Source organism: Streptococcus sp. D2 (assembly GCF_006385825.1).
GTDB classification, from domain to species: domain Bacteria; phylum Bacillota; class Bacilli; order Lactobacillales; family Streptococcaceae; genus Streptococcus; species Streptococcus shenyangsis.
On sequence record NZ_VFSI01000006.1, the window covers coordinates 1 to 12616 of the forward strand.

Sequence of the window (12616 nt, forward strand, 5' to 3'; positions counted from 1 at the left end):
ATTATAGACTATATCGATTACTACAACAACAAACGAATTAAGGTAAAACTAAAAGGACTTAGTCCTGTCCAATACAGAACTAAATCCTTTCAATAATTATTTGTCCAACTTTTTGGGATCAGTACATTCTGTACTGACGTTTTTTGTATGCTTATTTTGATTTGATATAGTTAATACCATCTGCTTTTGGTGCAACTGCTTTTCCAAAGAAGGCTGCAAAGACAAGAATGGTCAAAACATAAGGTGCGATTTGAAGGTAAACCGCAGGCACTCCTTGTAGGAACGGCAATTGAGAACCGATAACAGCCAAACTTTGTGAAAGTCCAAAGAAAAGACTAGAAAGCATGGCTCCGATTGGATTCCATTTTCCGAAAATCATCGCAGCAAGAGCGATAAATCCAGGTCCAACAATAGTTGTCACTGAGAAGTTAACTGAGATTGATTGAGCATAAATCGCTCCTCCAATTCCACCTAGGAAACCTGAAATGATAACCCCTAAATATCTCATCTTATAGACATTGATTCCCAAAGTATCAGCTGCTTGTGGGTGCTCACCTACAGAGCGGAGACGAAGACCAAATCGAGTCTTAAAGAGAATAAACCAAGCAAGGAAGGAGAAGGCAATCGCCAGATAACCAAGTAGACTAGTTGACTTGAAGAAGATATCACCGATAACTGGGATATTGGCCAAGACTGGGAAATCAAAGCGTCCAAAAGTCTGACTTAGGTTGTCGGTTTGTCCTTTGTTATAAAGAACTTTAACCAAGAAAACAGCCAAGGCTGGCGCCATCAAGTTCAATACCGTACCGCTGACAACATGGTCTGCACGGAAATGAACCGTCGCTGCTGCGTGGATGATAGAGAAGACAGCACCAACCAATCCTGCAACTATCAAAGATAGCCATGGAGTTGCTGCTCCAAATTGTTCTGCAAATTCAAGGTTAAAGACAACTCCAGAAAAGGCACCCATAACCATAATTCCTTCCAGGCCGACGTTTACCACACCACCACGTTCAGAGAAAACACCACCGATACTTGTAAAGATGAGGGGTGCTGAGTAAATCAGCATAGAAGACACCAAGAGGGTGAGCAAGGTTGTAATAGACATCTTTACTTACCTCCTTTAACTTGTTTTTTCGGTTTGACAAAGCGTTCGATAAGGTAATGAACACTGACAAAGAAGATAATAGACGCTGTTACAATGCTGACAAGCTCAGACGGTACCTGCGCCGCATTCATACCAGGAGCTCCAACTTGGAGAACACCAAATAGGAAGGCTGCAAAGAGAATACCAATTGGTGAGTTGGCCGCAAGCAGACTAACCGCCATCCCGTTAAACCCGACAGCTAATGACGATCCTTGAACATAGACGTTCTGGAAGGTTCCAAGCCCTTCAACAGCTCCACCAAGACCTGCCAAGGCACCTGAAATAATCATTCATAGGATGATAGTCCGCTTGGCAGAAATACCAGCATATTCTGAAGCATGTGGATTAAGACCAACCGCACGGATTTCAAAACCAAGAGTTGTTTTCTTGAGCATGAACCAAATAACTGCAACTGCAATGATGGCAAAGAAAATACCAATATTCATCCGCGAGTTACCAGTCAACTCAGACAACCAAGGTGTCTGATAGGTTGCATTAGCCCCAACACGAATGGTTGAATCTGTACTTTGCATGAAATCTTTAGGAAAGGCATGGATAAAGGCATTCCCTACATACAAGACAATGTAGTTCATCATGATGGTTACAATAACCTCTGACGTCCCTAGATAGGCCCTAAGAATACCTGGAATCGCTCCGACAATCCCACCAGCAATCAAGGCAATCACGATAGTCGCTAGAATCATCAAGGGACGTGGCATATCTGGATGCGACAAGGCAAACCAACCACTGAGAATCCAACCTGCCAAAGCCTGACCAGGAAGTCCAACGTTAAAGAAACCTGCTCGGCTGGCAACAGCAAAACCAAGACCAATCAAGACCAAAGGCCCCATGGCACGGAAGATTTCCCCAATCCCACGCAGGCTACCAAAGGCTGTATAGAACAATTCTTCATAACCCCAGATGGCATCATAACCGAAGATCCACATAACAATGGCTCCAAGTAAAATTCCTAGGAAGACAGAAATCAAGGGAACCGAAATTTGTTGTAATTTTTTAGACATCACTCTTCTCCTTTCCCAAGTTTCCACCAGCCATCAAGACACCAAGTTCTTGCTTATTGGTTGTTTCTGGTGATACAATACCTTGAATCTTACCATCGTGGATAACGGCAATACGGTCTGAGACGTTTAAAATCTCATCCAATTCAAAGCTGACAACAAGGACAGCCTTCCCATTATCACGCTCTTCAATCAAGCGTTTGTGGATATATTCAATGGCACCGACATCCAACCCACGAGTTGGCTGGCTGACGATAAGGAGATCCGGATCTCGATCAATTTCACGAGCAATAATTGCTTTTTGTTGATTCCCTCCTGAGAGTGCAGCTGCAGGAACAAATTCACTGGCAGCACGAACATCAAACTCTTCCATTAGCTTTTTAGCATAAGAAGTAATATTTGAATAGTTCAAAATTCCATTTTTACTATGTGGTTCTTTGTAGTAGGTTTGAAGGACAATATTTTCAGAAATCATCATTTCCAAAATCAAGCCATCACGGTGACGGTCTTCTGGAACGTGCCCCACACTCAACTCTGTAATCTGACGTGGGTGCAAGCCTACAATTGAATTTCCTTTTAGCTCAATGCTACCAGATTCAACCTTGCGAAGACCTGTGATGGCTTGAATCAGTTCAGACTGACCATTTCCATCAATCCCTGCAATACCAACAATCTCTCCAGCACGAACATCCAAGGATAGATTTTTCACAGCTGGGACACCGCGGTTTTCATGGACCACCAAGTCTTTAATAGACAAGACCACTTCTTTTGGTTGAGAGGCTTGCTTCTCTGTTTTAAAGGAAACAGAACGACCTACCATCATTTCTGCTAAATCAGCATTGGTAGCCCCTGCAATTTCGACGGTTTCAATTGATTTCCCACGACGGATAACTGTAACGCGGTCAGAAACTGCTCGAATCTCGTCCAACTTGTGGGTAATCAAGATAATTGATTTTCCTTCTTTGACAAGATTTTTCATAATAGCCATCAACTCATCAATTTCTGATGGAGTCAAGACAGCCGTTGGTTCATCAAAGATAAGGATATCAGCCCCCCGATAAAGGGTTTTTAAAATTTCTACACGTTGTTGGGCTCCAACTGAGATGTCTACCACTTTAGCAGAAGGATCAACAGCTAAGCCATAACGTTCAGAAAGAGCCTTGATTTCTTTGATAGCTCCAGCGATATCTAATACACCATTTTTAGTTAATTCACTACCTAAAATAATGTTTTCAGCCACTGTGAAGGCTTCTACCAACATAAAGTGCTGGTGAACCATTCCGATTCCCAAGCTAGCTGCTTTAGATGGTGAATCGAGATTGACAACTTGACCGTTAACCACAATTTCACCACTGGTTGGTTCAAGAAGCCCTGCTAACATGTTCATGAGTGTGGACTTTCCAGCCCCATTTTCTCCTAAAAGTGCATGAATTTCACCTTTTCGTAGGTGCAGGTTGATTTTGTCGTTGGCAACAAATTCACCAAACACCTTGGTAATATCACGCATCTCAATGACATTTTCGTGTGCCATGTGCTCTTCCTTTCAGAGTCTTATTTTATTTCAATAAAACTTGCTAGTTTGTCTAGTAGCAAGCTTTACTGAGACAAAATGACTTTGTCCCAACTCTTAAAAAGCGGCCGAGGGCCGCTTCCTAAGAAATGACTTCCATCCATTATTTTTCAGGAACTTTTACGCTTCCATCAAGGATTTTGGCTTTTGCATCCTCAACAGCTTTTTTACCTTCTTCTGAAAGGTTTGTTACTGCCAAGTCAACCCCTTTATCTTTCAATGAGTAAACGATCACTTGACCGCCAGGGAATTCACCTTTTTCTGCCTTGTTAGAAATATCTTTTACAGTTGTACCAACTTGTTTCAAAGTAGATGCAAGAACAAAGTTTGATTCTTTGCCATCTTTAGAAGTGTATTTACCTTCTGCTTCTTGGTCACGGTCAACACCGATAACCCAAACTTTTTCATTTTCAGGACGGCTCTCGTTGAGTGATTTTGCTTCTGCAAAGACACCTGCACCTGTACCACCAGCTACTTGGTAAACAATATCTGCACCAGCTGCGTATTGTGCGGCTGCAATTGTTTTACCTTTCGCAGCATCACCAAATGAACCAGCGTAGTCAACTTGTACTTTGATAGATGGGTCTACTGACGCAACACCTGCCTTGAATCCTGCTTCAAAACGAGAGATAACTTCTGACTCCATACCACCTACAAAACCAACTTGTTTTGTTTTAGTTGTTTTTGCTGCAGCTACACCTGCAAGATAACCTGACTCATTATCAGCGAAAGTTACGCTAGCAACATTTTTTTGGTCTTTAATCACATCATCAATCAAGACATAGTTGATATCAGTGTGCTCTTTTGCTGCATCTTTAACTGCATTATTAAGGGCAAAACCAACACCGAAGATTAGGTTGTAACTTCCAGCAGCTTGTTGCAAATTGTTAGCGTAATCAGCTTCACTTGTTGATTGGAAGTAAGTAAAACCTTTATCTTTTGAAAGATTGTGTTCTTTACCCCAGTCTTGCAAACCTTCCCAAGCTGATTGGTTGAATGATTTGTCATCAACACCACCAGTATCAGTTACGATTGCTGCCTTTGTCTTCACATCAGAAGATGAAGCTGCGTTACGAGAAGAGCGGTTACCACATGCAGCAAGTCCAACTGCTGCCACTGCAACTAGACCAAGGCCTAGCCATTGTTTCTTGTTCATTACTGAACCTCCTAAATAAGATGTGCAACGATGTTGCAAGTATGGATTGGTTGGCCACAAGGACCGTGCCACTCAGAGAGCGACTCAGACTAATTTAAGTCTGTAAAAGAGTATGGAAGTAATTCCCCGACCGTCATCTCGACCGTCGATTTATCTTTTGCGACTAAGGTCACTTTTAGATCTTGTTCAAAAAATTCAGCCATCACTTGGCGACAAGCACCACATGGTGAAATTGGTTTTTCAGTTTGTCCATAGACAATCAATTCTGAAAACTCTCTTTGGCCTTCGGATATAGCCTTAAAAATGGCTGTTCTCTCACCGCAGTTTGTCAAAGAATAGCTAGCATTCTCGATATTGACACCTGTATAAATTTTTCCATCCTTTGCCACTAGAACAGCACTGACAGGAAAGTGAGAATAGGGCACATAGGCTTTCTTGCTGGTTTCAATTGCTAGTTCAATCAACTCAGTAGTCGCCATCTGCCAATTCTCCTTTTAGAATTGCTACCCCAGCTGACGTACCGATACGGGTCGCACCTGCTTCCACAAAGGCAAGAGCATCTGCATAAGAACGAGCTCCACCAGCAGCCTTTACACCCATATCAGATCCAACTGTTTCGCGCATTAATCTAACATCTGCTACCGTAGCCCCACCAGTTGAAAAACCAGTAGATGTTTTAACAAAATCAGCTCCCGCTTTTTGAGCTAATCGGCAAGCCACAACTTTTTCTTGGTCAGTCAGAAGGCAAGCTTCAATAATGACTTTCACTAACTTGTCACCACTTGCTTCCACGACTGAGCGAATGTCCGACTCAACCAAGGCTAATTTGCCTGATTTGAGAGCTCCAACATTGATCACCATATCAATCTCGTCTGCACCATGTTTAATAGCTTCTTGGGTTTCAAATGCTTTCACAGCTGAAGTTGTTGCTCCCAGAGGGAAACCAACTACTGTGCAGACCCTGATATCTGTACCTTCAAGCCCTTTTTTAACATATTCAACCCAGGTCGGATTAACGCAAACACTAGCAAAATCATACTCTCTAGCCTCAGACAACAAACAATTAATTTGTTTTTCTGTCGCATCTTGCTTCAAAAGCGTATGATCGATATATTTATTTAATTTCATATTCGGATTCTCCTGCAGTTTATGAGATAATTTCTATAATTTCTCGTAAACTTTGCACCCTATCATTTATTTTAACATATTTTTGAAAATCTGTAACTAGCTGAGGAGAAATTTTTCCATTTGTGTATACTTTTGCAACAATTTCTCCCTTTTGAACGGAATCTCCAACCTTCTTTTCAAAAACAATTCCTGTTTCATAGTCCAAGGCATCAGACTTGACTGCACGGCCTGCCCCCAGTCTCATAGCATAAAGCCCAAATTCCATAGCTGGAAGAGCTGAAATGACACCCGTTTCCTGAGCAGGGATTTCCACCACATGGGCTACATTGACAGGCCGATAGAGATCTTCCAAGTCTCCACCTTGGGCTTGGACCATCTCCTCAAACTTAGCCAGCGCGTGACCATTTTCAAGATGTTGGCGAACTTCTTCAACTGTCTTGTTTACATTTGCCAGGCCAAGCATAATTTGAGCCAATTCGCATATAAAATGGGTAATATCCTGACGGCCTTGCCCTTGTAAAATCTCCAATGCTTCAAGGATTTCCAGACGATTTCCAATAGCACGCCCTAAAGGCTGGCTCATATCCGTAATCACTGCGACTGTTTTTCGACCAACAGCCTTACCAAGATCCACCATGGTTTGAGCCAATTCGCGTGCCTCATCAACCGTCTTCATGAAAGCACCCTCTCCGACAGTTACGTCAAGCAAAATAGCATCCGCCCCTGCCGCAATTTTCTTGCTCATCACCGAACTCGAAATCAAAGGAATCGTGTCGACAGTTGCGGTCACATCACGAAGAGCATAGAGAAGTTTGTCAGCTTTGACAAGCTGGTCTGATTGCCCAATGACAGATACTCCAATATCCTGCACTTGATTAATGAAATCCTCTTGACTACGTTCTACTTGATATCCCTTAATGGACTCCAATTTATCAATTGTTCCACCAGTATGGCCGAGACCACGACCACTCATTTTTGCCACAGGCACACCAAAGCTAGCAACAAGAGGAGCCAAAATCAAGGTTACCTTATCACCAACACCCCCAGTAGAATGCTTGTCAACCTTAACCCCTTCAATAGCTGATAAATCAAACTCTTGACCTGTCTGAACCATTTTCATGGTCAAATCAGATATTTCTCGAGTCGTCATTCCTTTAAAATAAACAGCCATAGCAAAGGCAGACATCTGATAGTCAGGAACAGTTCCTGACACATAGCCTTATACCAGCCATTCAATTTCACTAGAAGTCAGTTCTTGACCATCTCGTTTCTTTTGGATTAAATCAACTGCTCTCATTCTTTCACACTTCTAAGGATATAGTATCCCTTATCTTTTTTGACGATTTCACAATTGCCAAACACATCTTCCATCTTGGACTTAGCACTTGGAGCCCCTTGTTTTTTCTGGATAACGATTGTCAAATCTCCACCAGTTTCCAAGAAATCTTTACTTTTCTCAATGATTTCATGAACTACTTGCTTGCCCGCACGGATAGGGGGATTGGAAATGACATGGTCAAAATGTCCTTCAACTTGTTCATAGATGTTGGACTGAAAAACCGTCGCTTCTACTTTATTTCGTTCAGCATTTTGCCGCGCCAAATCCAAGGCACGATTATTAATATCGACCATGGTCGCCTGAACACCATAAGCCTTAGCTAAAGACAAGCCCAAAGGTCCGTAACCACAGCCTACATCCAGGACAGTTTCTCCTTGGTTGACCTCAAGACACTTGAGCAAGAGTTGACTTCCAAAGTCAATCATTTTCTTGCTAAAAACACCCGCATCCGTCAAAAAGGTCATTTTTTCTCCCAACAAGTCCACTCTCAACTCATGAATGTCGTGAGCAGCATCAGGATTTTCTGCATAATACATTTTACTCATGAAACTATTTTACCATAATTTGACTTAAATTGTAAATCGTTTACAAATTGATAATAAAACGAAAAAGACTGAAGAAAGCTAGTCACGAAGACATTTTCTTCAATCTCTTTCAACACTTATAAATAATAAACCATTTAGAACTATAAATATCACAGTCCAGATAAAAACAAAAAGTTTATCACCTATATTATTTCTATTGCTTAACCTTAAAATACTTTATTATCAACAAAATTCCCAACAAGATGTTTAGATAAAAGCCCAACTGATAAGTTTGTGTCAGGATTTCCAAACTGGTCCAAAGTCGTATCAAATCTTCCAGTGACATGCTGAAGAAATAACCCTCTGTAGCAATCCACAAAATCAAAAATAGATAACTACCAGCAGCAAGCCATTTCGTCCACCGTTTTTTTAGTAAGAAAGCAATCAAGAGCGAACAGATAAAGATAGCTGTTACAATAGCATGTTCCATCAAAAAAGTAAAACCGTAATAGATTTCCACAAAGCGTCTACCATTATCTGCATTCGCCCCTTTTATAAAAGGTAGTGCAAAACTTAAAATAAAACAAAGTTCCAATGTGTAACGTTTTAAGATTTTCATAGTACACCTCCTATAAGTGGTGAACTAAAAAGCCCCCTTTATTAGCTTACAAATCAGTAGAAACTATCTCCTACTTCATCAATAAATTGGTCAACCTCTATTATACGATATTGGCTTACTATCATCAAGAAACCGCTTTATTTTTTTAGCTTTTTATGGTATGATAAACAAAATATCTAGGGGAAAACAAATGACCAACGAATTTTTACATTTTGAAAAAATCAGCCGCCAGACTTGGCAATCTTTACATCGAAAGACAACACCTCCTTTGACAGAAGAGGAATTAGAGTCCATCAAGAGTTTTAATGACCAGATTAGTTTACAGGATGTTACCGATGTCTATCTTCCCCTAGCCCATCTCATCCATATTTACAAGCGTACCAAGGATGATTTGGCCTTTTCCAAAGGAATTTTCCTTCAACGTGAAAGCAAATCCCAGCCTTTTATCATTGGGGTTTCTGGAAGTGTTGCCGTTGGAAAATCCACAACCAGTCGCCTACTTCAAATCCTACTGTCCCGTACACTTACAGATGCTAGGGTTGAGTTGGTAACAACTGATGGCTTTCTCTATCCCAACCAGACCTTGATTGAACAAGGGATCTTAAATCGCAAGGGATTTCCTGAAAGCTATGATATGGAAGCTCTTCTCAACTTCCTGGATCACATCAAAAATGGACAAGATGTAGATATTCCTGTCTATTCTCATGAAGTCTACGACATCGTACCTGAGGAAAAGCAAAGCGTCAAAGCTGCTGATTTTGTGATTGTTGAGGGAATAAATGTCTTTCAAAATCCACAAAACGAGCGTCTCTACATTACTGACTTCTTTGACTTTTCCATCTATGTTGATGCTTCAGTCGATGACATCGAGAGTTGGTATCTGGACCGTTTCTTAAAAATGCTGAGCCTAGCCCAAAGCGACCCTGATAGCTACTATTATCGTTTTACTCAAATGCCAATTGGGGAAGTGGAATCCTTTGCCCATCAAGTCTGGACTAGTATCAATCTCACAAATCTACAAAATTATATTGAACCAACCAGAAATCGTGCAGAAGTGATTCTGCATAAAACAAAGAACCATGAAATCGATGAAATTTACTTAAAAAAGTAATTTTCCCTTGTCAAAACGTAAGTTTTCAGATATAATGGTATAGTTAGTAAATATGGAGGTAAGAACATTGGCAAACATTAAATCAGCTATCAAACGCGCTGAATTGAACGTTAAACAAAACGAAAAGAACTCAGCTCAAAAATCAGCTATGCGTACTGCTATCAAAGCTTTCGAAGCAAACCCATCTGAAGAACTTTTCCGTGCTGCTAGCTCAGCTATCGATAAAGCAGAAACTAAAGGTTTGATTCACAAAAACAAAGCAAGCCGCGATAAAGCTCGTCTTTCAGCTAAACTTGCTAAATAAGAAACAGTCCATAGAGGCTGTTTTTTTGTCTCCAAATAGGAAAGGGTAGAAAATGAAAATCGCAATTATCGGATATTCTGGTGCTGGTAAGTCAACGCTAGCTGAAAAGTTATCTCTCCACTACTCCATCCCAAAACTTCATATGGACACACTCCAATTTCAACCTGGTTGGCAAGACAGTGACCGCGAATGGATGTTGACCGAGATGAAAAGTTTTCTCACCAAGCATGAAGCTTGGGTCATTGATGGTAATTACTCTTGGTGTTGTTATGAGGAAAGAATGGACGAAGCTGACCAAATCATCTTTTTAAACTTCTCTGCTTGGAATTGTTTGCTAAGAGCCTTTAAGCGCTATTTAAAATACAGAGGAAAAGTGAGAGAAAGTATGGCTAAGGGATGTCCCGAGCAATTCAACTGGGAATTTATTCGTTGGATTCTCTGGGATGGTCGAACAAAAAATGCTAAGGATAGATACCAATACTTACACAATATTTACCCAGAAAAGATGCATATTCTCCATTCTCAAGCAGAGATTGATTGTTTTTTGCGATCTTTAAAAAAGTAAACAATATAGTAGCGTTTCATTAAAATCAGCATGTACTGATTGACTAAAAAAGAAAGTTTTTCATCCAGAAAGTCTTCCTTTTTTCCTTTTATTCAACAATTAAAAATAACTCGAGCAATTTATAAATCAACAATAAAATTCCCCTAGAAATGAAGAGAATCTTGTTCATAGTTTCTGAGTTCGTGATACAAAAAAACTGAAGGAAGTATAGTCCTACTTCTTTCAGTTTTTTATTGTCTCAATTTAGAAAAAACTTCTCCAATCTTACCTTCGATAACTAAATCAGCTTGGCTATCTTGAGGAGTGCTGGACTTGTTGATAACGACAAGATTTGACCCTGAAAAATAATTGATTAGGCTAGCTGCAGGGTAAACAACTAAGGAAGTACCACCAATAATCAACAAATCTGCTTGCTGAATGGCTCGAGCTGCGCGACTAAATACATCCATATCTAGCGCTTCCTCATAAAGGGTTACGTCAGGTTTGACCACCTTGCCACAATCTAAGCAGTGGGGAACTGGACCTTCAAGTTCCAAAAAGGCAGTCAAATCATAAAAGCGATGACAGCCCAAACAATAATTACGATCTGCACTACCATGCAGTTTCAAAACTTTCTGAGATCCTGCCATTTCATGGAGGCTATCGATATTTTGCGTCACAATCGCCTTTAATTTACCTGTTTTTTCCAAAGACGCTAGATAATCATGTGCTAAATTCGGCTTAGCATCAGGATAGACCAGATACTTTTTGTAGAAATCAAAAAAATCCTCTGGATAGCGCTCAAACATAGTGCGTGAAACCAGTTGCTCGGCAGTAAAATGGCGACCTAGTTTCAGACTATATATACCATCTGAACTACGAAAATCTGGAATATTAGACTCTGTAGAAACCCCTGCACCACCGAAAAAGACAATGCTCTGACTTTGATCAATAATACCTTGTAATTGTTCAATCTTATCCATTTTGTACTCCTAGGAATTTTCAAGTTAAAAAGTTGAAAGTCTTGACTTCTTGTCAACTTGGCTTCCAACTTTATTTGATTATGATTTAGATATTAAACTGACTAGTCTAGGTCCTTTGACACAATTAGGCTTCCTTCAATTTCCTTATTCTTACCTATTTCAGGATTGATTCATTGTTAATAGTTATCATTTTGAGAACAAGAGAAATCATTCTGAATATAGCCTACCTTTAGTCTGCAATCAATGTTTCCAAACCAACCTTCATCATATCAGTGAAGGTGTTTTGACGTTCTTCTGCAGTTGTATCTTCATCTGGATTAACCAAACTATCTGAAATAGTCATAATAGCTAAAGCATCAACATGGTGTTGAGCAGCAAGATAGTAAAGAGCCGCTGCTTCCATTTCCACCGCTTTTACTCCCCATTTACCAAGCTCGATGTTCTTTTCAAAGTAGTTTGAATAAAAGACATCCGAAGACAAAACGTTACCAACATGGGTTGTCATACCGAGTTCTCTGGCGATATGGTAGGCCTTATCTAGCAAATCAAAGCTAGCGATTTGTGGAAAATCGTACTGTGGCCAGTCATTACGGACGATGTTTGAGTTAGTTGCAGCTGCCTGCGCCAAAACCAATTCACGAACGTGGACATCTTCATTCAAAGAACCCGCAGTTCCAACACGGATCAATTTTTTCACACCGTAGTCAACAATCAACTCACGCGCATAAATCGAAATAGATGGCATTCCCATCCCAGTTCCCATGACAGATACACGGTGACCCTTGTAAGTACCAGTGTAGCCAAACATGTTACGCACTTCGTTAAAACAAACAGCATCTTCAAGAAAATTCTCCGCGATAAATTTCGCACGAAGAGGATCCCCAGGAAGAAGAATTTTATCAGCAATTTCACCCTGCTTAGCAGCAATATGGATAGACATAGTTTAAGATATAAAGGGCGACAGAGAACAAAGTAAAAATAGGAAACTGACGAAGCATCTCAGATGCTAGACAGTTTATCTTTTTTACACAGTTCTCCGCCCGTATTCAGTTCAATGAATACAGTTAACCCATCCTTTCTTTCTTAATTTTGATGATATTGAGAAGATTAGATCGGCTTCAATTAAAACCCGAACTCCCCTTCTCTTCTGAGTTTTTAGAAAAGTTTTCCGC

At 40.4% G+C, this 12616-nt stretch carries 13 protein-coding genes and 2 pseudogenes; 4 read left to right on the forward strand and 11 right to left on the reverse strand.

The features are described 5' to 3' along the window. A partial coding sequence (locus tag FJR73_RS04560; RefSeq protein ID WP_138699220.1) for an IS3 family transposase occupies positions 1-96 on the forward strand: 96 nt, incomplete at its 5' end. 55 nt (positions 97-151) lie between these two features. Here the strand turns inward: FJR73_RS04560 and FJR73_RS04565 are convergent. The 9 genes and pseudogenes from FJR73_RS04565 to FJR73_RS04605 all read right to left on the reverse strand — a co-directional run bounded on the left by FJR73_RS04565 (position 152) and on the right by FJR73_RS04605 (position 8502). Continuing rightward, positions 152-1108, reverse strand: coding sequence for an ABC transporter permease (locus FJR73_RS04565; RefSeq protein WP_140833595.1), 957 nt, complete (start codon positions 1106-1108; stop codon positions 152-154). Between the two features lie 2 nt (positions 1109-1110). Further along, positions 1111-2169: pseudogene (locus FJR73_RS04570) on the reverse strand (ABC transporter permease). Then, entirely contained in the window at positions 2162-3697 is a 1536-nt protein-coding gene (locus FJR73_RS04575; RefSeq protein WP_125451848.1) for an ABC transporter ATP-binding protein, read from the reverse strand. The pseudogene FJR73_RS04570 and the gene FJR73_RS04575 overlap by 8 nt, the downstream one beginning before the upstream one ends. 142 nt (positions 3698-3839) lie before the next feature. Then, positions 3840-4892: a BMP family protein gene (locus tag FJR73_RS04580; protein WP_001036140.1), complete on the reverse strand. Its 1053-nt coding sequence runs from the start codon at positions 4890-4892 to the stop codon at positions 3840-3842. 89 nt (positions 4893-4981) lie between these two features. After that, entirely contained in the window at positions 4982-5371 is a 390-nt protein-coding gene (locus FJR73_RS04585) for a cytidine deaminase (protein WP_000246102.1), read from the reverse strand. Next, positions 5358-6020 carry a deoxyribose-phosphate aldolase gene (deoC, locus tag FJR73_RS04590; RefSeq protein ID WP_140833596.1) on the reverse strand — a complete coding sequence of 221 codons (663 nt, stop codon included), beginning with the start codon at positions 6018-6020 and terminating at the stop codon, positions 5358-5360. The genes FJR73_RS04585 and deoC overlap by 14 nt, the downstream gene beginning before the upstream one ends. Before the next feature lie 19 nt (positions 6021-6039). Then, a pseudogene (locus FJR73_RS04595) lies at positions 6040-7317 on the reverse strand (pyrimidine-nucleoside phosphorylase). Then, positions 7314-7904, reverse strand: a complete 591-nt coding sequence (locus FJR73_RS04600; protein WP_079114816.1) for a class I SAM-dependent methyltransferase — start codon at positions 7902-7904, stop codon at positions 7314-7316. The pseudogene FJR73_RS04595 and the gene FJR73_RS04600 overlap by 4 nt, the downstream one beginning before the upstream one ends. A gap of 193 nt (positions 7905-8097) precedes the next feature. After that, a complete protein-coding gene (locus FJR73_RS04605) occupies positions 8098-8502 on the reverse strand; it encodes a hypothetical protein (protein WP_000698106.1) in 405 nt (134 codons plus the stop codon). A gap of 190 nt (positions 8503-8692) precedes the next feature. On the opposite strand from FJR73_RS04605, the gene coaA reads away from it, so the two are divergent. The 3 genes from coaA (at position 8693) to FJR73_RS04620 (ending at position 10482) form a co-directional block, all read left to right on the forward strand. After that, positions 8693-9613 (forward strand): type I pantothenate kinase, encoded by a 921-nt coding sequence (gene coaA, locus FJR73_RS04610; RefSeq protein WP_140833597.1) that lies wholly within the window; start codon positions 8693-8695, stop codon positions 9611-9613. 67 nt (positions 9614-9680) lie between these two features. After that, the gene (gene rpsT / locus FJR73_RS04615; protein ID WP_001274000.1) at positions 9681-9917 is read left to right on the forward strand and encodes a 30S ribosomal protein S20; all 237 of its coding nucleotides are present in this window, start codon (positions 9681-9683) and stop codon (positions 9915-9917) included. Positions 9918-9969: 52 nt separating this feature from the next. Continuing rightward, entirely contained in the window at positions 9970-10482 is a 513-nt protein-coding gene (locus FJR73_RS04620; protein ID WP_140833599.1) for a DNA topology modulation protein, read from the forward strand. 230 nt (positions 10483-10712) lie between these two features. Here the strand turns inward: FJR73_RS04620 and FJR73_RS04625 are convergent, their stop codons facing one another. Together FJR73_RS04625 and deoD are read right to left on the reverse strand one after the other, a co-directional pair. Then, on the reverse strand, positions 10713-11444 hold the full coding sequence (locus FJR73_RS04625; RefSeq protein ID WP_140833600.1) for an NAD-dependent protein deacylase: 732 nt from the start codon (positions 11442-11444) through the stop codon (positions 10713-10715). A gap of 229 nt (positions 11445-11673) precedes the next feature. Beyond that, positions 11674-12384 carry a purine-nucleoside phosphorylase gene (deoD, locus tag FJR73_RS04630; RefSeq protein WP_140833602.1) on the reverse strand — a complete coding sequence of 237 codons (711 nt, stop codon included), beginning with the start codon at positions 12382-12384 and terminating at the stop codon, positions 11674-11676. Positions 12385-12616 lie beyond the last annotated feature (232 nt).

What these genes read in the sequence shown, in the direction of transcription:
- FJR73_RS04565 (WP_140833595.1), bottom strand. Translation starts at nt 1,108, where the DNA reads ATGTCTATTACAACCTTGCTCACCCTCTTGGTGTCTTCTATGCTGATT.
- FJR73_RS04575 (WP_125451848.1), bottom strand. Translation starts at nt 3,697, where the DNA reads ATGGCACACGAAAATGTCATTGAGATGCGTGATATTACCAAGGTGTTT.
- FJR73_RS04580 (WP_001036140.1), bottom strand. Translation starts at nt 4,892, where the DNA reads ATGAACAAGAAACAATGGCTAGGCCTTGGTCTAGTTGCAGTGGCAGCA.
- FJR73_RS04585 (WP_000246102.1), bottom strand. Translation starts at nt 5,371, where the DNA reads ATGGCGACTACTGAGTTGATTGAACTAGCAATTGAAACCAGCAAGAAA.
- deoC (WP_140833596.1), bottom strand. Translation starts at nt 6,020, where the DNA reads ATGAAATTAAATAAATATATCGATCATACGCTTTTGAAGCAAGATGCG.
- FJR73_RS04600 (WP_079114816.1), bottom strand. Translation starts at nt 7,904, where the DNA reads ATGAGTAAAATGTATTATGCAGAAAATCCTGATGCTGCTCACGACATT.
- FJR73_RS04605 (WP_000698106.1), bottom strand. Translation starts at nt 8,502, where the DNA reads ATGAAAATCTTAAAACGTTACACATTGGAACTTTGTTTTATTTTAAGT.
- coaA (WP_140833597.1), top strand. Translation starts at nt 8,693, where the DNA reads ATGACCAACGAATTTTTACATTTTGAAAAAATCAGCCGCCAGACTTGG.
- FJR73_RS04620 (WP_140833599.1), top strand. Translation starts at nt 9,970, where the DNA reads ATGAAAATCGCAATTATCGGATATTCTGGTGCTGGTAAGTCAACGCTA.
- FJR73_RS04625 (WP_140833600.1), bottom strand. Translation starts at nt 11,444, where the DNA reads ATGGATAAGATTGAACAATTACAAGGTATTATTGATCAAAGTCAGAGC.
- deoD (WP_140833602.1), bottom strand. Translation starts at nt 12,384, where the DNA reads ATGTCTATCCATATTGCTGCTAAGCAGGGTGAAATTGCTGATAAAATT.